Source organism: Vibrio sp. 10N.261.46.A3, from assembly GCF_041472995.1.
Taxonomy (GTDB): Bacteria; Pseudomonadota; Gammaproteobacteria; order Enterobacterales; family Vibrionaceae; genus Vibrio; species Vibrio coralliirubri.
The window spans coordinates 1-20,526 of the sequence record NZ_JBFRRH010000069.1 but is presented as its reverse complement, the minus strand read 5'-3'; the positions used below and the strand labels follow the sequence as shown (position 1 = coordinate 20,526).

General features: G+C 43.3%; 19 protein-coding genes and 1 pseudogene. 11 read left to right on the top strand and 9 right to left on the bottom strand.

The features are described 5' to 3' along the window. Nucleotides 1–262: 262 nt before the first annotated feature. Entirely contained in the window at nucleotides 263–862 is a 600-nt protein-coding gene (locus AB4484_RS16750; RefSeq protein WP_017064785.1) for a class I SAM-dependent methyltransferase, read from the bottom strand. A 161-nt stretch (nucleotides 863–1,023) separates the two neighbouring features. Between AB4484_RS16750 and AB4484_RS16745 the strand changes: the two genes are divergently transcribed. After that, complete coding sequence (locus tag AB4484_RS16745; protein ID WP_016797108.1) at nucleotides 1,024–1,902, top strand: LysR family transcriptional regulator; 879 nt, start codon at nucleotides 1,024–1,026, stop codon at nucleotides 1,900–1,902. A 56-nt stretch (nucleotides 1,903–1,958) separates the two neighbouring features. On the opposite strand, the gene AB4484_RS16740 is transcribed toward AB4484_RS16745, so the two are convergent. After that, nucleotides 1,959–2,309: a hypothetical protein gene (locus AB4484_RS16740; RefSeq protein WP_048608754.1), complete on the bottom strand. Its 351-nt coding sequence runs from the start codon at nucleotides 2,307–2,309 to the stop codon at nucleotides 1,959–1,961. 288 nt (nucleotides 2,310–2,597) lie between these two features. Between AB4484_RS16740 and AB4484_RS16735 the strand changes: the two genes are divergently transcribed. Next, complete coding sequence (locus AB4484_RS16735; RefSeq protein ID WP_050633104.1) at nucleotides 2,598–3,494, top strand: cation diffusion facilitator family transporter; 897 nt, start codon at nucleotides 2,598–2,600, stop codon at nucleotides 3,492–3,494. A 39-nt stretch (nucleotides 3,495–3,533) separates the two neighbouring features. Here AB4484_RS16735 and yddG read toward each other — a convergent pair whose 3' ends face one another. Together yddG and yjjG are read right to left on the bottom strand one after the other, a co-directional pair. Next, nucleotides 3,534–4,463, bottom strand: a complete 930-nt coding sequence (gene yddG, locus AB4484_RS16730) for an aromatic amino acid DMT transporter YddG (RefSeq protein ID WP_048608759.1) — start codon at nucleotides 4,461–4,463, stop codon at nucleotides 3,534–3,536. 247 nt (nucleotides 4,464–4,710) lie between these two features. Further along, nucleotides 4,711–5,385, bottom strand: coding sequence for a pyrimidine 5'-nucleotidase (yjjG, locus tag AB4484_RS16725; RefSeq protein ID WP_372079354.1), 675 nt, complete (start codon nucleotides 5,383–5,385; stop codon nucleotides 4,711–4,713). A gap of 68 nt (nucleotides 5,386–5,453) precedes the next feature. Between yjjG and AB4484_RS16720 the strand changes: the two genes are divergently transcribed. The 3 genes from AB4484_RS16720 (at nucleotide 5,454) to AB4484_RS16710 (ending at nucleotide 8,288) form a co-directional block, all read left to right on the top strand. Beyond that, nucleotides 5,454–5,762 (top strand): hypothetical protein, encoded by a 309-nt coding sequence (locus AB4484_RS16720; protein ID WP_372079366.1) that lies wholly within the window; start codon nucleotides 5,454–5,456, stop codon nucleotides 5,760–5,762. 237 nt (nucleotides 5,763–5,999) lie between these two features. Continuing rightward, a complete protein-coding gene (yiaY, locus tag AB4484_RS16715) occupies nucleotides 6,000–7,148 on the top strand; it encodes an L-threonine dehydrogenase (protein WP_372079352.1) in 1,149 nt (382 codons plus the stop codon). A 216-nt stretch (nucleotides 7,149–7,364) separates the two neighbouring features. Then, a complete protein-coding gene (locus AB4484_RS16710; RefSeq protein WP_372079350.1) occupies nucleotides 7,365–8,288 on the top strand; it encodes a hypothetical protein in 924 nt (307 codons plus the stop codon). Between the two features lie 115 nt (nucleotides 8,289–8,403). Here the strand turns inward: AB4484_RS16710 and AB4484_RS16705 are convergent, their stop codons facing one another. After that, entirely contained in the window at nucleotides 8,404–8,838 is a 435-nt protein-coding gene (locus AB4484_RS16705; RefSeq protein WP_004730224.1) for a YccF domain-containing protein, read from the bottom strand. A 247-nt stretch (nucleotides 8,839–9,085) separates the two neighbouring features. Between AB4484_RS16705 and AB4484_RS16700 the strand changes: the two genes are divergently transcribed. Continuing rightward, the gene (locus tag AB4484_RS16700) at nucleotides 9,086–9,211 is read left to right on the top strand and encodes a hypothetical protein (protein WP_017075772.1); all 126 of its coding nucleotides are present in this window, start codon (nucleotides 9,086–9,088) and stop codon (nucleotides 9,209–9,211) included. Between the two features lie 121 nt (nucleotides 9,212–9,332). Here AB4484_RS16700 and AB4484_RS16695 read toward each other — a convergent pair whose 3' ends face one another. Beyond that, nucleotides 9,333–10,409, bottom strand: coding sequence for a low specificity L-threonine aldolase (locus tag AB4484_RS16695; RefSeq protein ID WP_372079348.1), 1,077 nt, complete (start codon nucleotides 10,407–10,409; stop codon nucleotides 9,333–9,335). 304 nt (nucleotides 10,410–10,713) lie between these two features. Between AB4484_RS16695 and AB4484_RS16690 the strand changes: the two genes are divergently transcribed. The 4 genes from AB4484_RS16690 to AB4484_RS16675 all read left to right on the top strand — a co-directional run bounded on the left by AB4484_RS16690 (nucleotide 10,714) and on the right by AB4484_RS16675 (nucleotide 15,874). Next, nucleotides 10,714–11,331, top strand: a complete 618-nt coding sequence (locus AB4484_RS16690) for an NAD(P)H-dependent oxidoreductase (protein ID WP_046223961.1) — start codon at nucleotides 10,714–10,716, stop codon at nucleotides 11,329–11,331. Next, the gene (locus tag AB4484_RS16685; protein WP_048608770.1) at nucleotides 11,331–13,256 is read left to right on the top strand and encodes a monovalent cation:proton antiporter-2 (CPA2) family protein; all 1,926 of its coding nucleotides are present in this window, start codon (nucleotides 11,331–11,333) and stop codon (nucleotides 13,254–13,256) included. The genes AB4484_RS16690 and AB4484_RS16685 overlap by 1 nt, the downstream gene beginning before the upstream one ends. 540 nt (nucleotides 13,257–13,796) lie before the next feature. Then, nucleotides 13,797–15,020, top strand: coding sequence for a DUF819 domain-containing protein (locus tag AB4484_RS16680; protein WP_046223963.1), 1,224 nt, complete (start codon nucleotides 13,797–13,799; stop codon nucleotides 15,018–15,020). 506 nt (nucleotides 15,021–15,526) lie between these two features. After that, nucleotides 15,527–15,874, top strand: coding sequence for a hypothetical protein (locus AB4484_RS16675; RefSeq protein ID WP_050644007.1), 348 nt, complete (start codon nucleotides 15,527–15,529; stop codon nucleotides 15,872–15,874). A gap of 212 nt (nucleotides 15,875–16,086) precedes the next feature. On the opposite strand, the gene AB4484_RS16670 is transcribed toward AB4484_RS16675, so the two are convergent. The 3 genes from AB4484_RS16670 to AB4484_RS16660 form a co-directional block, all read right to left on the bottom strand. Then, complete coding sequence (locus AB4484_RS16670; protein WP_372079345.1) at nucleotides 16,087–16,947, bottom strand: hypothetical protein; 861 nt, start codon at nucleotides 16,945–16,947, stop codon at nucleotides 16,087–16,089. 196 nt (nucleotides 16,948–17,143) lie between these two features. Further along, nucleotides 17,144–18,175 carry an L-threonine 3-dehydrogenase gene (gene tdh / locus AB4484_RS16665; RefSeq protein ID WP_017059546.1) on the bottom strand — a complete coding sequence of 344 codons (1,032 nt, stop codon included), beginning with the start codon at nucleotides 18,173–18,175 and terminating at the stop codon, nucleotides 17,144–17,146. Nucleotides 18,176–18,285: 110 nt separating this feature from the next. Then, complete coding sequence (locus AB4484_RS16660; RefSeq protein ID WP_017064793.1) at nucleotides 18,286–19,479, bottom strand: glycine C-acetyltransferase; 1,194 nt, start codon at nucleotides 19,477–19,479, stop codon at nucleotides 18,286–18,288. Nucleotides 19,480–19,869: 390 nt separating this feature from the next. On the opposite strand from AB4484_RS16660, the pseudogene AB4484_RS16655 reads away from it, so the two are divergent. After that, nucleotides 19,870–20,526, top strand: a pseudogene (locus AB4484_RS16655) (hypothetical protein); the annotation flags it as partial.

The window sequence follows — 20,526 nt, the reverse complement described above, 5'->3', positions numbered from 1 at the left end:
TCCACTAATGAAATGTATGCAAGACTACATTTCCAAAATGGAAATAAGTAATTTGCAAATTAGCGGTGTTGAGTTTTCTATGAGCTAGATGAGAAATAGAGAAACCAGAGTTAATAGTGAAGGCATGAGAAAGCGCTAACTCGCTCTGTTTAAAACAATAGCGTCCAAAACGAGAAAACCCACATAACTGACTTAAAGTCGTTAGTGTGGGTTTAGTAGTTTAAATGAGCATTCTGAATGCTAGCTCAAGGCATACACACGATTACAGATCTGGAAGCGCTTGTTTACGTCCAACACCCATTAATACCTTTAACTCTCCTTGTGGAGTGTCAATCGAGAACGGTGTAGAGACCTCAACCACTGCAAAGCCCGCTGCACTCAATACATTTTCTGAGCGCTGTTGGCTTACACCGTAGTCTTCACTGTCGCTTTCCAAGTACCAATCCCAGTGTACAAACGTACCGTCGTTTTCAAGCAGCGTGTAAATCAGACTGACTGTGTCTTGTAGGTTCGGGATAAAACCACACACCGAAGAGGCTACCACTAGGTCAAACTGGTTTCTGAATGCTGGATGCTGCGCTGCAAGTCCGCGCGATAAAATATCAACTACCGGTTCAACGTTAGGTAACTCTTTCTTATCTAACTCTTCAATCATCCCTTCAGAGATATCAAGTGCGATGATCTCTTTTGCTAAAGGAGATATTTTCTGGCTGAGTAGTCCTGTACCACAACCAAAATCAAGGACACGGGTTCCGTTTAAATCAACGAGCTGTGTTAACTGGTCAAATACGGACTGTGCGAATACTGCGGTCGCGGGATCTTTATCCCAATCAACGGCGTACTCGTCCCATTGTTTCGCCATCATGGCCTCCATCTTTACTTCTTGTAGGTTCGGAACTTCCCCAGAGTAAACCAAATTAGTCAATTCGTCATAGAGTTATCATGCAAAGATGGACTATTTCTAAGATAGTCAGCACAATATTCAGATAATATGCACCGACCCCCGCTCAATATGGAAATGAAATGAACCTTTCTCAAGTCCAAGCCTTTTGTTCCGTTGCTGATTTAGGATCAGTTTCTGAAGCTGCACGCCAGTTAGAATGCAACCGAACCAAACTCAGCATGTCGATTAAAGCCTTGGAAAAAGAGTTAGATGTCGAGCTGTTCGTCCGCAGCGGAAACCACGTTGAGCTTTCAGAAGCGGGTAAAGCGATTTACAAAGATTGTGAAGGCATGCTGGTGACGGCGGCGCGTATTAAACAAACCTGCTTACATGTCTCGGGCGAATTCAACGCAGAGATTTGGATAGCACGAGATGATTCCCTACCCGATGAAATGTGGCAGGACTTATCCCACGCCTTAAATAACAAGTACCCTTCTACCTCATTTAACTTCGTTCTCGCGTCGAGCGGTGACTTAGCTAACCTAGTTGAAACTCAGCAAGTCGACTTCGCATTTGGTGTCGATTACGAACGCGTCGATGACCCAAGAATTATCTACAATCCGCTTGGTAAGATTCGAATGATGTCTGTGTGTAAGAAAGGGCATGATTTGAGTGCGATGCGACGAGTGTCTGATGAGGTACTGAGAAATTCGATGCAAGCGACCATGGTTTATCTTAATGAAAAGGATAATCCTGAGCTTGAGCCCTTCTCTCGCCGCTATATTGGCTTCTCTAGCTTCGACTTCATGTTGGATACGATTTTACGTGAAGAGGCATGGGGCGTAATGCCAGAGCCATTGATTCGCCATTTACTGCGTGAACAAGAGCTTGCAGTGATAAAACACACCTACGGTTTAACACAAGAAGACTACTGTATGTTTACCGCAGCTGGCATGGCAGAGCACCCAGGAATGAATTGGTTGGCCGACCAGCTTAGTGATTACTTGTTTGATTTCTAGCTTGCGCTTATTGCTTATCGTCGATAACAAAGGGAAAACCACAAACAGCACTACTCCTAAAAGACCATCACGTGATCCACTAAGTAGCGTCCGTCTTCTTCAACCAATACCATTTCGGCGACAAACTCGCCTTTGGCGATGGTGTAAGCTTGTTTCCACACAAAAGCGATGGAGTCTGAACGTCTAAACAGCGCCACAGGCTCACGCTCAGCAAAAAATCCATTACTGTGCTGATAATGGTGACACACTTTTTCTAAATATTCTGGCGTAACAATGTCTTTCATTCTTTGAGTAAAGTCTCGACAGTGCTGCTCATGATCAACCTTAGTTGAACCATCCATCAGATTATCCATAATCGGGTTAGCAATCACCCACAACTCGTTATCACTGATATCGTCAAACTTCATATTGATTCACTCCTTGTCCATCGCAGTCGCAGTTCAATCTAGAAGACCAATAAAACCTTAGCGACTAATGTGTTTTATTAATCATAAACGATCCTATTTCAGTTGCACACCATCCCCAAAAAACACTCAACGTCAACTTTATTGACACCTCAATCTTAACCTAAACCACTGAATTTAATGTATTTATACATTTCACTTAAATAAGACATATAAACGTCATCAGATAAAGTTTGTAAAGCTAGCTCATTATTAGAACAATGAAGTTATCAAAAACATCTGGAAAATATTATGTGTGACAGGAAAAGCCAAAACGAAAATCGAGTACTATTGTTCTCAGCCCTTTTAGCATCAGGCTTCGCAATTGGCGGATTGGTGTTGGGTCTTCTCGTTGGTTCTCTGGTCATAGTATTTGACGGTGTCTATTCTCTTATCAGCTTACTGTTAACTTTATTGTCACTAGCTGCTTCAAAATACATTAACCGCCCTTCAGATAGAGAGTTCCCGTTCGGTCGAGCAATCATCGAACCGATTGTGATTGCCATCAAAGCCGTTGTGATTCTGCTTGTGGTTGGTTATTCACTTTACTCTGCGATTGGTGCCTTAATGACGGGTGGTCGTGAAGTTGATGCTTCTATTGCAACTCTGTTTGGTATTTTCAACGTGTTGGGTTGTGGTTACGCTTGGTGGTACATCGCGAACAAGAGTAAACGTATTTCTTCAGGCCTGATTCAGGCTGAGTCTAAACAGTGGCAGATGGATACGCTGCTGAGTGTAGCGGTAACAGCGGGTTTCGTAGCGGCTTGGTTAATTACTTTTTCTCCGCTTGCAGAATACGCAGTGTATGCCGACCCAATGATGATGTTACTAATGTCTTTCTACTTCATCAAAGTGCCTTTCGACATGTTACGTGAAGCCATGCGCGAACTGCTTATGATGTCGGCAAACAAAGATATTTGTGATGCGGTCGATAAGAACGTTGTCGCGGTAGACAAAGAAGCGGAGCAAGATTTGGAGCTGATGGGTGTGACTAAGGTTGGTCCAGAATTACGTATCAATGTTGATATTCATACCAACGACCAACAAGCGATTGCGGTTGATGATATTGAACGTACGCGCCGCCAACTTAAGCGACGCCTATCGAAGATGCCATATGAGCTTCAATTGAACCTCAATGTCGCGAGCTAAGCTTTCACCTAGCAAATAACGCTGGAACATAAGCGTAAATTAAGACTGAGATTGAACCTTTTTAGAAGCCGACGCCTTTGCCGTCGGCTTTTCTCTTGTTACCCACCAGCAAGCCAGTGAACCAACAGTTACCATACATACGCCCTGCCAAAACGTCATGGTCAATGACAAGCCCAAAATCACCGAGGAAAGTAGCGTCGCGAAGATTGGCGTAAAGTAAGACATGGTCGCCAAAAACACCATGTTGCCACCAAGAATCGCCGTGTTCCAAAGTGCGTAGCCTGCGCCCATGCAAGCGCCAGCTAGCGCCAAATCAATCGCCGCACTGGTTGTCATCACCATGCCGGTTTCATCACTCAATGCGTACTTGATCCACAAAGTGATCGCTGTAGCGATAAAGAAAAGCACAATCGCATTCTGCCCTTTAGCGACACGCTGGGTGTAGTTGCAGTAAACCGCCCAAATAATCGCACCAAAAAACGCCATAGAATAAGTTTTAGGGTTGGTCGCAATGTTGGCAGCAATTTGGTCGACAGAGAGACCTTGGTCACCGCTGATGCTCCAAGCCACACCAAAGAATGCCAAGAATATACTTGGATAAACCAGCCAGTTAATCTTCTTGTCGCTCAGCAGCACCGCAAACAACACCGTCAGTGCCGGCCATAGATAGTTGATTACCGCCATCTCTATCGCTTGATGTCGGCTGTTCGCCATTCCCAACGCCAAAGCCAAGAAGATCTCATAACAAACGAACAAGGCGCCGCCAATCAGCAAGTAAGACTTAGAAAAGCGTGAAAGCTTAGGTAGCCCCATAACACAAACCAACAACAACGAACTCACCGTATAAAGGCTGGCCGCGCCACCAATTGGACCTAGCTGTTCTGAGACACTACGAGACAGAGCAATCAAGCAGCTCCATAGTAAAATGGCGATAATACCGTAGCAGCTATAACGATGAGATTTCAGCACGCCTTTTCCTTTATCTGTTTTGATGGTCACTCTATGGTTAAACCAAGTTCAAAATAATTGGCCGAGTACATTTTCGTACTCGGCCATCAACAATTTATTTACAAAGCATCTATCAATTTACGAAACATTAATCAATTAACGAAGCATCTATCCACTAACGAAACGCCAATCAATTTACAAAGCATTGGTCGATTAACGAAATCAACCAGTTATGATTGCGTATTCAGTAATGGCAGGCAGTTATTAACTAAGCCAGCAGCAGAGCTTGCAAGTCAGCCAAAGACTTCACCTGATAGTGAGGATTGATACCCGCTGGTGTTGCCTTTTCTTGACTGTTTAACCAACACGTTTCGATGCCAAAATCTAACCCACCTAGAATATCGGAATGCGGGTTATCCCCGACCATCAATACTCTTTGCTTCGATGGCAATCCAACCAGCTTATGCGCATATTCAAAAATCTCAGCATCCGGTTTGGCTACCCCAACCTCTTCAGAAATGATCACGTGATCAAAATAATCCGTCATTCCTGTGCGCTCTAAACGAATTGACTGCAACTCTGTAAAACCGTTAGTAATGATGCCCATGTTCACTTTGCCTTTTAAAGACTCCATCAACTCTTGTGCACCAGGTAATAATGAACAGATATCTGCCATCGCTGTTAAAAATGCACTGTTTAAAGCAGCCGTTGTTGTCTCTAGTTTCTCGGCCCAACTTTCGAAGCGGGTGTGTTTCAGTTGGTCTGCGGTAATACGACCATCTTGGTAATCGACCCAAAGTGGCAAGTTAACCTTTTGGTAAGCCGAATAATCTTGCTCGCTGAAATTTACTCCAAAACGAGAAAACATCAGCTTCATTCCTTGATAGGCATCAAAATGGAACAAGGTTTCATCTGCATCAAAGAATATCCAATCGTACTTCATTATCTGTCCTATTATTCGCGCTATCTAGCCGTGTTATTTTTGTGCTTTCTTAGCCTCAAAGGCCAAGTGTGCATTCTACTACCATTTTTGTGAGCCTGAATATAGTTCTAAGAATTTATAGAAAACAAGCAACAAGTCATGATGTATCGCAAATTTTGCCACATATTAAACCAATACCATACAAGAAATACACTCAAATACCCGGAGGTATTATGAAGCACTTCTTACCGTCATCTGTCATGCTTACTCCTTTTCTTGTTAAATACTATGATGAAGAGCCAGAAGAAAATGAAATTTCAGAAGCAGAACCTACACATCGTCTAACCCAGCCTGAACTTGAAATAACCCTTTCTAACGAAGATGAACCAAGACGATAATGTGTATTTTTCGCCACATTATTCATTAATATCCCTGCATATCTATCAAAATTCAGCTTTTCGCTGTTGATAATAAACACACAATAAAACCATAAAAACGATTGCTATATGAGCCCTATCACACCACATAGTTACAAAGTGGTAGTTCGGGCTCAAACTTATCTCAGATCAAAAGACTCCCTTCTGATTACCGACAACATAAAAGAAACCAAAAATCATAATTAACGGAGTTTTCCAATGTCTACTGCATTTTACATCCCTACAATCAACTTCATGGGTACTGGCTGTCTGAAGGATGCTGCTGATAGCATTCAGTCTCAAGGCTTTAAAAAAGGTCTGATCGTTACTGATAAGATCCTGAACCAAATTGGCGTAGTTAAGCAGGTACAAGACCTTCTTAGCCAGCGTGGCGTAGATGCAGTTGTATTCGACGGCACTCAACCAAACCCAACCATCACTAACGTGAACGATGGTCTAGAATTGCTGACTGACAACGATTGTGATTTTGTTGTTTCTCTAGGTGGCGGTTCTCCACACGACTGTGCAAAAGGTATCGCTCTGGTTGCTTCTAACGGCGGCAAGATTGCAGATTACGAAGGCGTAGACCAATCTGAAAAGCCGATGATGCCATTGATTGCTATCAACACCACAGCTGGTACAGCATCTGAGATGACTCGTTTCTGCATCATTACTGACGAAGCTCGTCACATTAAAATGGCTATCGTTGATAAGCACACAACACCGCTTATCTCAGTAAACGACCCAGAGTTGATGCTTGCTAAACCTGCATCACTGACTGCAGCAACGGGTATGGATGCGTTAACGCACGCAATCGAAGCTTACGTTTCAATCGCAGCAACGCCAATTACAGACGCTGTAGCAATTAAAGCAATCGAGCTTGTACAAGCACACCTAAGAACAGCGGTTACGCACGGTGAAGACATTGAAGCTCGTGAGCAGATGGCTTACGCACAGTTCATGGCAGGCATGGCGTTCAACAACGCTTCTCTTGGCTATGTTCACGCAATGGCGCACCAACTGGGTGGTTTCTACGACCTTCCACACGGTGTATGTAACGCTATCCTGCTGCCGCACGTTCAACGCTACAACGCACAAGTTTGCCCTGAGCGTCTACGTGATGTGGCAAAAGCAATGGGTGTGAATGTTGAAAGCATGACGGCAGAACAAGGCGCAGAAGCTGCGCTCAACGCGATTGTTCAACTTGCAAACGACGTGAACATCCCAACAGGTATCGCGCAACTTGGTGCGAAACTAGAAGATATCCCAACGCTGTCTGATAATGCACTGAAAGATGCTTGTGGTTTCACCAACCCTAAACAAGCAACTCACGAAGAGATCTCAGCAATCTTCGAAGCGGCAATGTAATCTAGGTTCTAGAAACCAATCGATACCAACACAAACGGACTCACCTTGTGAGTCCGTTTTCTTTTTTCTATCCAATCCCTTTCAAACCTTTACCTTCCTCGCTAATCACTAATCACTAATCACTAATCACTAATCACTAATCACTAAAAAGTCGCATTGTTGCAATCGCTTGGTTATAGTCAAACTATTGATATATAGAATAACAAACAGGTTCCATTGAGTCGTAGGATAGCTAGCACCTCATTATTGGCGTCAATCATTTCATACTCCGTTCAGGCAGAGGAACAGAATGAGTGCCACAGTCAGCCGTTAGAAGACGCCCCTGTCGAAAAGGCTTACCATTTCCTGAACAGTAAATTTTGCCAACCTGCACTCTGGTTCGATAGCTTCTTTGTTGATGACCGAATAACCGAAGATGCCAGAGCTGGCACATCTGTGCGTTGGTATAACGATTTTATTTATTCTGAAGGTGGGGAGCTAGACTACTCGACCAAGCTCAATGCGCGTCTGCATCTTCCTTTTGTCAGCAAACGCCTAAAATTGATCTACGAATCTGTTAGCGATGAAGAGTTCTTGGATTTTTTTCCAAATGATTCCGATGAGTTGGAAAGTGCATTAGGCCTGCGTTACGACGCCTATGCCAAGGGTTACAGTAGCTTCAATATTAAGGCGACGTTACGACCGCGTATCGAAGCTCGCTACCGTTTTACCTACCCTCTCACCACCGATGCGGTATTCAGGCTTACCCAACGTGTATATCAAGAAAAACAAGAGACTGGCGAAATCACTGACATCGATTTTGATCTTTCTTTGAGTGATGATTTCTTGGCTCGATGGTCAAGCTTTGCAGGGTACAACGACGACCTTAAAGGTTGGAACTATGGTACAGGGCTAACCTTGTATCACTATCTTGCTCAAGACCAAGCACTTCAATATAGCGCCACGATTAATGCAACGGATGAGCCTCATAATCATTACGAATACGCTCAGGTTTCGGTTACCTACCGACAAAACGTATGGAAAGAGTGGCTGTTCTACGAACTCACCCCTCGTTATCAATGGGAACGGGAACCCCATGAGAAACATACCGAAGAAGCCAACATCACCCTGCGGCTTGAAGTTCTGTTCAACAATGTCTAGCTCGATAATATCTAGTTAGTGTTTGTGAGATAACTATCGAGAGATAAGAACAGAGGCACAAAAAAAGCACATCATGCGATGTGCTTTTCAGTTCAATCAGGCTGGGAGTGTAATCTTAACCTTTGTAATTTCTTACTCGCGCCGCTTCTGCTTCACGTTTATCGACAACCGTCTTACCGATTGGCGCCAGCGAGATAACCGCTAGCTTCAGGTGTTGAATCGCGAACGGAATACCAATGATGGTAATGAAACACGCCACAGCTGACATGATGTGACCAATCGCAAGCCAGATCCCCGCAAATAAGAACCAAATAACGTTACCAATCACACCTAGCGGGCTCGTGCCGATGTCCATTTCATTGGTTAGTTCGTCACGTGAAATCGCTTCCTGACCAAATGGGAAGAATGAGAAGTTACCCATAACAAAACACGCTCTACCCCATGGAATACCAACGATGGTTAGGAATGCGAGCAGTCCGAAGAACCACCAAGCCAGTCCCATAAATACGCCACCGAACAGAAACCAAATGATGTTTCCTATTGTTTTCATTCTGTATTCTCCAAATCTTTGAATGCTGTTTATTTGACATGCCGAGTAAGGCAATGCTTGTTCTAATAGGTTCATTATTGTTGAACCTTTATGAACCGTTTATGAATCACTTACATTTTATGTGATTGATATACACCACGATTCTCTAAATCCACTTAGGGCTAAACCCATTTATTTGATACCATACACTTAGATTTTTAGTACCAAAAAGCTAAACAGACTCAACAACGAATTTAAGGCCGAATTTATGAATAACACTGAGCAACCTAAAAAGAAAATCAAAAACTGGGTGCCAATCGTCTTCTTCGGACTTCTCAGCACGGTTCCAGTGTTCATGTTCTTAGTCGATGTGTACATCAACCAGTATATGTAACAGAGCCTGTCATCCTAGCTGCATAAATGGATACCGGACCGATTTCCTGTATCCATTTCCATTAGCTCCGTTCTTCTGTAATCAACTCAACTCTTCCGCAATCAAATTAACCCTTAGTTAATCAAATCAGCTCTTCGTTAATAAAATCAAGAATGTCGATCAGCTCATGATCAGGCAGGTTCAGTAAGTTATCCCCTACATACCATTCAATCTTACATTGATTTGGCAGTTCGCTGATCGCTGGGTTTCCTATCCAAACCTTGTGTTTCTTCGCTATGTTATCTCTCACGATAATGCCGTCTTCGTAACTCACAGGTAAATAGAGGTGAAGCATGTTGACCTGCGGTTGCTGCGGGTTAACCGTAAACTGAGGGTAATCTTGGAGGATTTGATAAACCTGTTTGGTGCGTTCGTATAAAGCAGGCATCTGTTCTAGTCGTTCATCAAACTGCATCGCTGCTGAAACCACATAAGGCGTTCGGTGATAAACATTACCACCTTGGCGCTTCATCCACGCCGATGCTTTCGCGACAAAGGCTTTATCGCCCAGTAACAGTGAACCACCGAGGCCGTTCAGCCCCTTATAAAGCGAAACATAGGCACTATCAAAACCCTTAGCAATTTCGCTGTATGGCATTTGGTAATACGCGCCACATTCCCACAAACGCGCACCATCCATATGAAGATGAATCGATTGTTCTTTGCTGTATTGCTTTATAGCTTCAAGCTCTTCCCACTCTGGCAATTGACCACCAATTTCGCGCATCGGCAACTCATACAGGGCGGCTGCGATCTCATCAGGCCACGCCTTTAAGTCATCAACATTCCAAGTGCGAAATACGTTGCCGACTGGAAGCACGTTGAAACGATTTTGGAGCTGATACCCTTGGCGTTCATGGCGCATGATATGACTCGACTCATGCATCGCTACTAGTGGGTTTCTTTTCTCTTGGCAGGCAATTTCTAATGCTGTGGGTTGATTCATGGTGCCAGTGATCACAAACACGGCGGCTTCATAACCAAGCAGCTCTGCGACCTTGTTTTCAAAGCTCTTGATAAACTCGCCATCACCATAGCTATCATGGCTCACATTGTGTGTTTCACACCATTCAGCCATCTGAGCGAATGTTTGTGCTGGTGTCGGTTCTAGATGACCGGAAAGCAACAAATCACATTGTTGACGCAAGTCCATGCTCATAGTTTTTTCCTTTATTCATTATCGTTCTATGTAGGGTTATTGGATTATTTACGTTACCCGCCAACGGTGACATAAAATGCACCTATTCGCTTTTATTATTAGCGAATAATTAGTTTTACGCAGTCATTGGCTGCGTGTGCCGGAAATACTCAAATTGACGGGTGTTTTATATAATTAAGTCCCTAAAAACACGCGCATCTAACTAGATAAGTATGGGCTAATTCGTTGTTGTTCAACCATTCTTCTATTATTGTATAACTATAATTCCAATAAATATTATTCGTTAATGAACAAAGAGGGCTATATGTCGAAAAATCGAGTCTTGGTGCTATTCGCCCACCCTTCTCAACATCGTTCTGAAGCAAACAAACCCTTATTTGAACAAGCCAAACGCGTTGACGGTGTTACCTGTGTCGATCTCTATGCCGAGTATCCGACATTTAAAATCAACATCGACCGTGAACAAAAACGCCTGTTAGACCATGACATCATCATTTTTCAGTTCCCTTTGTATTGGTACTCAACACCGGCAATTCTTAAAGAATGGCAAGACCTTGTTCTTGAATACGGCTTCGCCTACGGCGCCGATGGCAATGAACTACAGGGCAAAAACTTGTTATGCAGCATCACTGCAGGTGGTAAAAAAGATGCCTACCAAAGTGATGGCTATAACCATTTCACGATTCGAGAACTGCTTCATCCAATCGAACAAACCGCTTCTCTGTGTGGGATGAACTACCTCGCGCCCTTTGCGTTATTTGGCTCGCGTACCGCGTTGGAAGAAAACCGCATTCAAGAGCATGTCGATAGCTATAAAGTGCTGTTAGAGGCGTTAGTTGCCGGTAAGATCAATATCAAGAAAGCCAGCAAAGCAGAAAAACTCAACCACTACGTAGAAGAACTAATGGCAGAGGTTAAATAATGACGGGATATTTTCTACAAGCTTTTATCTACTTGGTCGCAGCAGTTATTGCCGTGCCTATTGCCAAAAGACTTGGCCTTGGTTCTGTGTTGGGTTACCTCATTGCTGGTGTTGTGATTGGCCCAATCATTGGTCTAGTGGGTGAAGAGACCACAACCATTCAACACTTTGCCGAGTTCGGTGTGGTTATGATGCTGTTCTTGGTCGGTCTTGAACTTGAACCTAAGATGCTTTGGGCAATGAGAAACCGACTTATGGGGCTGGGTGGTCTACAAGTTGGTGGCACGACCGCGATTGTAATGGGTATTGCTCTGTTCTTTGGGCAGCCTTGGACCATTGCGCTGACTATCGGTTTGATCTTCGCACTGTCATCTACCGCGATTGTTCTCCAAACCTTTAACGAAAAAGGGCTATCCAAAACAGAAGGCGGCAAGAACGCTTTCTCAGTCCTACTGTTCCAAGATATTGCCGTCATCCCTATGTTGGCATTTATCCCTCTATTAGCCTTGCCAGAATTAATTGAAGCTGCACAAAGCGCGGTCGCTTCCGCTTCTGATCATCATGAAGAGTTAAGCCTTGTTGCTGGTCTACCCGGTTGGGCTTATGGCCTTGTGATCACGGCATCTATTGCGATTGTTGTGGTCGGCGGACACTTCTTGAGTCGTCCACTGTTCCGCTTCGTGGCAAGCTCAGGCCTGCGTGAAATCTTTACTGCAACCGCACTTATGTTGGTGATTGGTATTGCTGCACTGATGAGCCTAGTCGGCCTATCACCGGCTTTGGGTACCTTCCTTGCGGGTGTGGTATTGGCAAACAGTGAATTCCGCCACGAGCTTGAGTCTAATATTGACCCGTTTAAAGGGCTGCTACTTGGCTTGTTCTTCATTACCGTTGGTGCTGGCATCAACTTTGATGTTCTATTCAACGACTTTGGTTTGATCATTGGCCTCACCCTTGGCGTTATGCTTCTTAAAGCCTTGGTGCTATTTACGTTGGCATTGATCTTCAAAATCAAAAACAGCGACCGTTGGCTGTTTACATTGAGCTTGGCGCAAGCCGGTGAGTTTGGTTTTGTACTACTGAGCTTCTCAGCTCAAAACCACGTATTACCTGCAGACATCGTCCAAACATTGTCGCTGGTTGTGGCACTTTCAATGTTCCTAACGCCAGGGCTGTTCATTCTATTTGATAAAGTGATTCTGCCGCGTTACGAACAAAAATCTAACGACCGAGAAGAAGATACCATCGAAGAGAAAGGTACCGTTATCATTGCGGGCATTGGTCGATTCGGTCAAATCGTTAACCGCTTGCTGGTGTCGAACGATGTCAATACTGTGGTTCTGGATCACCAAGCGAACCAAGTAGACTTACTGCGCTCTATCAATATCAAATCTTACTTTGGTGATGCGACACGTCACGACTTATTGCATACCGCCGGAATCGAAGAAGCCGCGATGCTAGTAGTAGCAATCGATAATCAAGACTCAAGTGTTGAGTTAGTGAAGTACGTTAAACACACCTACCCTAAAGTGAAAATCTTAGCGCGTGCATTCGACCGTGGTCATAGTTATCGCCTAAGAGAAGCGGGGGCAGACTTTGTGGAATCAGAGACCTACCATTCTGCTCTTGAAATGGGCGCTGAAGCCTTGCGTTCTTTGGGTCATCACCCATTCTTCGTCGAGCAGCAAAAATCGACGTATCAACGCGTTGAGAGTCGTAAGTCTGAAAAGCTTTACCAAGCTTGGTCTGAAGCGGAAGAGAATCCACGCTACGACAACAACTACCGACAAATCTTCATTCACCTTGAAGAAGCAATGAAAGAAGATATGAAGAAAGACCGTTCAGACAAACACTCTCGATCTGAGCGTGGTTGGACACCTCCACCAAAAGGCTATGCAGATGGCTTTGAGGAAGAAGAGTCTTAAGCAGCATCTAGACTTCAGCTCTAGATAACCATGCAATTCAACCATCAATAGCGGCTATTTAAGCCGCTTTTTCTTTCATTTACCCCCTACAAAACGTCAAATGAGCATAAGTATCAGGTGCTGAAACTCGTAATCCGAGAGATTTGTGTGATCTAGCTAAAATTTTTAATTTCTGACCACATAGCAAAAGTGGATTCAATTTTTACATTATTGAAACATTCCAACCCTGCATAAACCACACCATAAACATGGCTATATATGCACTCATTCCTGCCATTCAAGCACCCACCCAATTCATAGCGACCACTCTCTAAGGCTTGAATTACATTGCATATATCGAAATACGCCGCAAAAGCCCTAACAAATTCATTCACCAATCAAATAAATAACGCACGACATTCACAAATTAAAACCATCAAAATTAACATAAACATTTCAAAGTATGTCTAACGTTACAATTTGTAACGAATGGCGGTTGTCGGTATAGTCCTGCAATTCAAAAAGTGAGACCTTTGCGCTCACCTTAAAGGAGATATAATAATGATTACTAATGATGCTGTAATAATGGGCATGTTAGCTGTTATTCTTGGCGGTGTTTTTATCACGGAAAGTAGCCAAAATAGCGCACTGAAAAAATTCTACTCGTTCGTTCCGGGTCTATTGCTCTGTTACTTTGTTCCTTCTCTATTGAACAGCCTAGGCATCATCGACGCATCAAACTCAAAGCTGTACTTTGTTGCAAGTCGTTACCTATTACCAAGCGCACTCGTTCTACTGATCATCTCAGCTGACTTACGCAAAATCTTCGGCCTTGGCTCAAAAGCCGTCATCATGTTCCTAACGGGTACTGTCGGCATCATCATTGGTGGCCCTTTGGCGATTTTAATTATCGACCAAGTTAACCCTGACCTCGTATCTGGCGATGTATGGCGTGGCCTTACAACTGTGGCTGGTTCTTGGATCGGCGGCGGTGCGAACCAAGCAGCAATGAAAGAAGTGTTCGAGGTTGATGATCAACTATTCTCTGCAATGATTACGGTTGATGTTATCTGTGCGAACATTTGGATGGCCGTGTTACTTATCATGGCAGGTCGCCAGAAGAAAATTGATGCATGGTTAAAAGCAGACACATCATCTATCGAAGAGCTAAAAGAGACGGTATCTAAATACCAAGAAGAGAACGCTCGCCCAACAACAACAACCGATCTTATGAAGATCACGGCAATTGCTTTCGGTTTGACGGGTTTAGCTCACTTATTCAGTGACATGATTGCACCATGGATCTCAACCAACGCGCCAGAGCTTGCGAAATACAGCCTAACATCTGGCTTCTTCTGGCTGATCGTAATGGTGACAACGTTCGCACTGATCGCTTCATGCTTCAAATCTACACGCAGCCTTGAGCACAGCGGCGCGTCTAAAGTCGGTTCAGCATTCATCTACATCCTAGTTGCAACTATCGGTATGCAAATGGATGTCACAGCTATCTTAGACAACCCAGGTTACTTCTTCATTGGTATTACATGGTTAACTATTCATGCCCTTCTGATGATTGTGATGGCGAAGCTAATTCGTGCACCATTGTTCTTTATGGCTGTAGGTAGCCAAGCTAACGTAGGCGGCGCTGCATCGGCACCTATCGTCGCGGCTGCATTCCACCCAGCATTAGCACCAGTAGGTATCCTAATGGCGGTATTGGGTTACGCTCTCGGTACATACGGCGCTTACATCTGTGGTCTCATCATGCAGGTTGCTGCTGGTTAATACGACTAGCGCCAACAATCTGCTGAATTTTAAATCCGATATTGGTTCGCCAATGTCGGATTTTTTATACGCGTTATAAAGAGATAATGAAACAGTAATTAAAACTTTAAGTTCATACTTATATTTAATGATTAGAACTTACCAAAAAACTATTTCTACTTCCTTCCTAAACCACACTCGATTAATTACTATATTTCTACTGTCTTGGCATTGTTAACATTCAAAGAAATTTAACATCGGTTAAATTTATACATACATCTGTCATATTGCGTAGCAAGCCATATGTGTTTAGCATCTACCCTCATAGAGAAAACGAAACTTAGAGATAGAACCCCCACGAAAAGGAAAGTATGGCGACAAGCCAAGTCCTGCAAGATTGAAAGTCGCCATACTCCGAAACCGTATAACAATAAATATATGAATGGTTATAGAATAAAGTTATCCCAAATGACTTATCTCAAAGAACCGAACACTCCCACAAAGAACATTTTCCTCTAGGAGTAGAGATGAAGAATTGGAAAGTAAAATCGACAAAGCTAGTTAAAGGTCAGTACCTAGATTATCGAATCCGAGCGCAAAGCATAAACATTGACGCGAATGGGCTGTTAGAGTTTTACGACATGGGTATCGTTGTATCTAGCTTTAGCAGTGACGAATGGTTTATCTGCTACCACACCAATGTATTTGGCTACACCAAGAAAAGCTACTGTAACCCGTTTCAATTTGCTCACTGTAAACAACTCAAAGAGATAGAAGAAGCAAGGCAAGAGATTGTCACTAACTCGCCATTAGCGCTGTTTATTAAAAACCGAAAATCTAGACCAAATCCAGTTGGTAGAAAACCAAATTTTTAGTGGGCTTAAGTTACGAGGAATATGCAGAATGAGAAATATCCTTGATAAATTTAAAAAGGACATTGGTTTTTGGTTATTTTTAACGCTCATCTTTGGTTATTTTATTTACGCTTCATTCAATATATGTTGGAGTGACATATTCAGCTAATTGGCTAAAGCTATCCCAATTAATATCAAGCTTTAGCCTATTTAATGTCATAAGGGAAATAAAACTAGTCGAATAAAGACGCCAATTTATTTTCCACCACAGGGCTGATATTAAAGCTCAACATAAAATCTGGACGCGTTTTTTCGTCTTTCTCAAGGTAATAGTTCGCTTCAATGCCAAACTTCCAAGGGCGTCCATTCAGAACCGTTGTTTTACTAACACTAATGTTTAACGGAATTTCCGCCTGATCCTTATTCCAGTCATAAGTGAATGTCGGCGCAGAGCCAACCGTCCAACCTCCTCCTAATATCTCTACCCAAAACACTTGTGTCGATGTCTTGTTGATTCGAGTATCAGAATGGTCGGCTCCGTCTCCAGAAACGCCATACAAGTGGTTGGGGAACATACCGACAACTCGTTCACTACTCGCCTTCCCGACCATAAACTCAGGCCCGACAGCAAATTGATCCGCCGTTAAGTCACTGCTGCCCGTCGGCAAAGAAGCAAAGAGACCGAAAGCGACAATGGTACCGCCCTCCATTTTAGGCGCATAAGCTAAATCAAATGAGATGTCTGTAACGCCAGACTGATCCATATGCTGCGAGCCTGCTGGTGTATCCACATGGAAATCATTCTGTACATAAGAGATAGCCGGGCGGAAGATCACTTTATCACCATTATCCATTGGAAACGGCAGTGTCGGCTGTATTACGGTCGCGAAAGCATCCCCTCCACCATCGTAACCACCTGAATACTCAAGTTTTAAGTTGAGGCTAGCGTAAGCTGTGTTTGGGTTTGCAAGTTCCTTTGCTGCCTGTTCTGCCGCTTGATCGCTTTCAGATTTAGAAATGTCGACCTTAGCGCTAGCAAAATTCGGCGTTAATAATAGTCCAGTTATTATCAGTGCAAGTGGTTTACAAGCCATGAGCCCTCTCTTCAATAGTAAAACAATAAGATGTAACTGCTTATTGAGTATTTTAGAGATTACTGGGCAGTAAAATGGCCATTAAGTGACAGAGAGATAAGTTAACCCTAGGTAGAATTTAAATACAAAAATGCCCCAAATCGCTTTGAGGCATTTTCAATTAATCAGGAAGCTTGGGAGTGTTTACTCCTTTTGCTTATTCCCAATCAAGAATTACTTTACCAGACATACCAGAGCGCATCATGTCGAAGCCTTTCTGGAAGTCGTCCACTTTGTAGTGGTGAGTAATGATTGGTGTTAGATCTAGGCCAGATTGGATCAATGAAGCCATCTTGTACCAAGTTTCGAACATCTCACGACCGTAGATACCTTTGATAACCAAACCTTTAAAGATAACTTGGTTCCAGTCTACTGCCATATCTGATGGGGGAATACCTAGTAGAGAGATCTTACCGCCGTGGTTCATGTTAGTCAGCATGCTGTTGAACGCAGATGGGTTACCAGACATTTCTAGGCCTACATCGAAGCCTTCAGTCATGCCAAGATCAGACATTACGTCTTCAAGCTTCTCTTCCATCACGTTTACTGCGCGAGTCACACCCATTTTCTTAGCAAGATCTAGGCGGTATTCGTTTACGTCAGTGATAACAACGTGACGAGCACCAACGTGCTTAGCAACAGCTGCAGCCATGATACCGATTGGGCCAGCACCAGTAATTAGCACGTCTTCGCCTACTAGGTCGAAAGAAAGCGCTGTGTGTACTGCGTTACCAAACGGGTCGAAGATTGAAGCGAGGTCGTCAGAGATTTCTGCAGGGATCTTAAATGCGTTGAACGCAGGGATCACAAGGAACTCAGAGAACGCACCAGTGCGGTTAACACCAACACCTGTTGTGTTACGACAAAGGTGAGTACGGCCGCCACGACAGTTACGACAGTGACCACATGTGATGTGACCTTCGCCAGATACACGGTCGCCGATTTCAAAACCACGAACTTCTTGGCCGATGCCAACAACTTCACCTACGTATTCGTGACCTACTACCATAGGTACTGGGATTGTGTTTTGTGACCACTCATCCCAGTTGTAGATATGTACGTCAGTACCACAAATTGCGGTTTTCTTAATACGGATAAGAAGATCATTATGACCCATTTCAGGTTTTTCAACCTCGGTCATCCAAATGCCTTCTTCTGGCTTAAGCTTAGAAAGTGCTTTAATTTTCATAATGTTACCTAGTTCATCTCGCCTAACTGTAAGGCGAGAATCAAAAATCTATATGTTCTACTGGGTGTTGCTCTATCTAATTAAAGGATGCTCGTGGCACCCCTTTAAAATTAGATGATACCCATGTCTTTACCAACTTGGATGAACGCATCGATTGCGCGGTCTAGTTGCTCACGAGAGTGTGCAGCAGACATTTGCGTACGGATACGAGCTTGACCTTTTGGTACTACAGGGAAAGAGAAACCTACAACGTAGATGCCTTTCTCTAGTGCGCGCTCAGCGAACTCAGCCGCTACTTTTGCATCACCAAGCATGATTGGGATGATTGCGTGGTCTGCACCGCCCATAGTGAAGCCAGCTTCTTCCATGCGAGTACGGAAGTGAGCAGAGTTTTCCCATAGTTGAGTGCGTAGATCGCCAGATTCCGCTAGAAGATCTAGAACGCGGATAGACGCAGATACGATTGCAGGTGCAACAGAGTTAGAGAATAGGTATGGACGAGAACGCTGACGTAGCCAGTCGATCACTTCTTTCTTACCAGAAGTGTAACCGCCTGAAGCGCCACCCATTGCTTTACCTAGCGTACCAGTGATGATATCGATACGGTCTACAACGTTGTGGAACTCGTGAGTACCCGCGCCGTTTTCGCCCATGAAGCCCACTGCGTGAGAGTCATCAACCATTACTAGTGCATCGTACTTGTCTGCAAGGTCACAGATAGCAGGAAGGTTAGCCACTACGCCGTCCATTGAGAACACACCGTCAGTTACGATTAGTGTGTGACGAGCGCCAGCTTCTTTAGCAGCGATAAGTTGCTGCTCTAGCTCTTCCATGTTGTTGTTCGAGTAACGGAAACGCATTGCTTTACACAGACGAACGCCATCGATGATAGATGCGTGGTTTAGTGCGTCAGAGATGATTGCGTCTTCTTTACCTAGAATTGTTTCGAACAAACCAGCGTTTGCATCAAAACAAGATGTGTAAAGGATAGTGTCTTCTTTACCTAGGAACGTAGAAAGCTTTTGCTCTAGTTCTTTGTGAGAATCTTGAGTACCACAGATGAAACGTACTGAAGCCATACCAAAACCGTGCTGATCCATACCATCTTTAGCTGCTTCGATAAGAGCTGGGTGGTTAGCAAGGCCTAAGTAGTTGTTTGCACAGAAGTTTAGTACTTCTTCACCAGTCGAGATAGAAACCGCTGCTTTTTGTGCAGAAGTAATAATGCGCTCAGACTTGTAAAGACCTTCTTCTTTAACTTCTTCGATTTGAGTTTGAATCTGTTGGTAAAATGCAGAAGACATTGTCTCATTCCTTCCTAGTTATTATTTAGCAGCATCGCGCGCCGCTTTATGTAGGGATGTAAACGATCTCAACACGATCATTTACACTGTAAAACTTATGCCTATATTCTAGTTGAACATCCCCGTTCCGATTATCCCTTTAGTTGGAAAAACATTAGTGAATCACAGGCACCAATAGAAACTCGAAGCGACACGATTATTTACTAAGGAACTTGAGAACCTTACGCTAGCCATCACCGAAGCACATGATTTTTTTGACCAGCCAACAAAATAAATTTTCGCCAAAAACCACTTCCTTATATAGAATCTGCCGTTAAACTACTGTAATTCAGATGATAGTTATCAGTGCTCTCACAACGTCGTAAATTTCTAATATTAGTCCGAGTATGTATGCCCAAAATGATCCCAAACTTTGATCAATTATCTAAGAGTGAGAAAAAAGAGAGCCGTATTAAGCTAATCATGATTAGCTTTCTTTTAGTTTTTACCCTCCTTGTCGCCACGGCAATTGGTACTTGGGCTGGAACCAATAAAGTTTTTGAAGTACTTAAACGTATTCATACAACCGGAGAGTTGATATTTTCTTTGGATAGAGCTCGTCTTAACACTGTTGGTTATGTCAAAGATACTAGTGAAAAACATCTAAACGAAGCATTGAACTATATTGAAGAAGCCAACAGGCTGACATTAGATTTAAATGATCACAATGAAGAAAAAATCCTTAAGCTGATTGGTGAGTATAGAAATAGTTTTTTAGAGTATGTTGAAATAGATAAAGAAAGAAAAGCAATAATATCCGAGTACGCAGCACGCTCTAACTTGGTAAATAATAATCTAAAGATGGTTCTGAACTTCAACTATACTTATAGAAACCCTCACACAATTGAACTTATAAACAGCTTGATAAGTGATAAAACCGCTATAAACAAAAAAATAGTCAACTCTCTTACTCTTGGAAGAAGACTAGACACTCAGCAATTAGATGAAGCTATTGGTATTCTTAAAAACATCAAATCCAATTTAAAAGAACTATACCGAATCAACTTG

Excerpts from the sequence above, each read along its gene's own strand:
- AB4484_RS16750 (WP_017064785.1), bottom strand. The coding sequence starts at position 862 with ATGGCGAAACAATGGGACGAGTACGCCGTTGATTGGGATAAAGATCCC.
- AB4484_RS16745 (WP_016797108.1), top strand. The coding sequence starts at position 1,024 with ATGAACCTTTCTCAAGTCCAAGCCTTTTGTTCCGTTGCTGATTTAGGA.
- AB4484_RS16740 (WP_048608754.1), bottom strand. The coding sequence starts at position 2,309 with ATGAAGTTTGACGATATCAGTGATAACGAGTTGTGGGTGATTGCTAAC.
- AB4484_RS16735 (WP_050633104.1), top strand. The coding sequence starts at position 2,598 with ATGTGTGACAGGAAAAGCCAAAACGAAAATCGAGTACTATTGTTCTCA.
- yjjG (WP_372079354.1), bottom strand. The coding sequence starts at position 5,385 with ATGAAGTACGATTGGATATTCTTTGATGCAGATGAAACCTTGTTCCAT.
- yiaY (WP_372079352.1), top strand. The coding sequence starts at position 6,000 with ATGTCTACTGCATTTTACATCCCTACAATCAACTTCATGGGTACTGGC.
- AB4484_RS16705 (WP_004730224.1), bottom strand. The coding sequence starts at position 8,838 with ATGAAAACAATAGGAAACATCATTTGGTTTCTGTTCGGTGGCGTATTT.
- AB4484_RS16700 (WP_017075772.1), top strand. The coding sequence starts at position 9,086 with ATGAATAACACTGAGCAACCTAAAAAGAAAATCAAAAACTGGGTGCCA.
- AB4484_RS16695 (WP_372079348.1), bottom strand. The coding sequence starts at position 10,409 with ATGAGCATGGACTTGCGTCAACAATGTGATTTGTTGCTTTCCGGTCAT.
- AB4484_RS16690 (WP_046223961.1), top strand. The coding sequence starts at position 10,714 with ATGTCGAAAAATCGAGTCTTGGTGCTATTCGCCCACCCTTCTCAACAT.
- AB4484_RS16685 (WP_048608770.1), top strand. The coding sequence starts at position 11,331 with ATGACGGGATATTTTCTACAAGCTTTTATCTACTTGGTCGCAGCAGTT.
- AB4484_RS16680 (WP_046223963.1), top strand. The coding sequence starts at position 13,797 with ATGATTACTAATGATGCTGTAATAATGGGCATGTTAGCTGTTATTCTT.
- AB4484_RS16675 (WP_050644007.1), top strand. The coding sequence starts at position 15,527 with ATGAAGAATTGGAAAGTAAAATCGACAAAGCTAGTTAAAGGTCAGTAC.
- AB4484_RS16670 (WP_372079345.1), bottom strand. The coding sequence starts at position 16,947 with ATGGCTTGTAAACCACTTGCACTGATAATAACTGGACTATTATTAACG.
- tdh (WP_017059546.1), bottom strand. The coding sequence starts at position 18,175 with ATGAAAATTAAAGCACTTTCTAAGCTTAAGCCAGAAGAAGGCATTTGG.
- AB4484_RS16660 (WP_017064793.1), bottom strand. The coding sequence starts at position 19,479 with ATGTCTTCTGCATTTTACCAACAGATTCAAACTCAAATCGAAGAAGTT.